The 872-nt window shown below is 47.4% G+C and carries 2 protein-coding genes; both read right to left on the reverse strand.

The features are described 5' to 3' along the window. Positions 1-188 (reverse strand): hypothetical protein (locus tag RKA07_RS03115; RefSeq protein ID WP_310965552.1); only part of this gene is annotated, 188 nt, incomplete at its 3' end. A gap of 112 nt (positions 189-300) precedes the next feature. Beyond that, entirely contained in the window at positions 301-762 is a 462-nt protein-coding gene (locus RKA07_RS03120) for a hypothetical protein (protein ID WP_310965553.1), read from the reverse strand. Positions 763-872: the final 110 nt, after the last annotated feature.

Below are 872 nucleotides of genomic sequence, written 5' to 3' on the forward strand. Positions count from 1 at the left end.
TTACGTTGTTCATAGATAGTGTCCACTAAAGAATAAGTGGACACTATCTTGAAGCCTTCGGCATCACACTCAAGATGGGTTTGCCGGACGCTTACGCCACCAGTGCAAAATATGAGCCCGAACCCGATGAGCCAAGTCCCTTTGGTCTTGTTTGTCATCCTTTTGAAAATATCCTCAAGGTCATCCATAAACACCCCGTAGCAGGACTATGAAACATAACGCGAAGCTAAGCGGCGCCCTGACAAGGGCGTCCGGTGGAGGCCGTAGGCCGGAACAAACTTAAGCGCCTGGTTATATGATTCAGTCCAAACTGAATGACACCGAGCCATACAAGCCAGTAACAATGGCTACCGTGCCATCGTCGTTTTTCACGAAACCAAAACCTTTAAATGCATCAACGTGCTCTCGAGGTATAAACTCGCGGATATCACCTAGATCTGATGGGTATTCATCATTTTTTTGGTGATATAAATCTATAGCCTCGACCGTACTATCGTAGGCTGCATGAATTCTGTCACCTAAAGCCATGCTCCTTTCGACAGCGTAGCTCAGTTCCTTGCTTCTTTCGCAGGCGTAGATATCAATTTGCTTATATCCATGGCGCGCGGCTTGTAACTTCCCTTGCTCCTCCAGCTGCTCAGACTTTTCCAAAATTTTTCTCACCTCGTCTATACCCAGACAGTCTCGTTTAGAGGAAAGCGCGAGAAGAAATACCCCTGCTAAAAGAGCAAAGAAACATGAAGCTATAGCTACCAACTTCAATTGAGCATCCTCATATAACGCCAATAATAAGCGGCGCCCGACTAGGGCGTCCGGTGGAGGCCGCAGGCCGGAACGAACTTGATTGACTGGTTAAATGTCGTCACGCCATT

The organism is Marinobacter xiaoshiensis, from assembly GCF_031631795.1.
In the GTDB taxonomy this organism is placed as follows: Bacteria; Pseudomonadota; Gammaproteobacteria; order Pseudomonadales; family Oleiphilaceae; genus Marinobacter; species Marinobacter xiaoshiensis.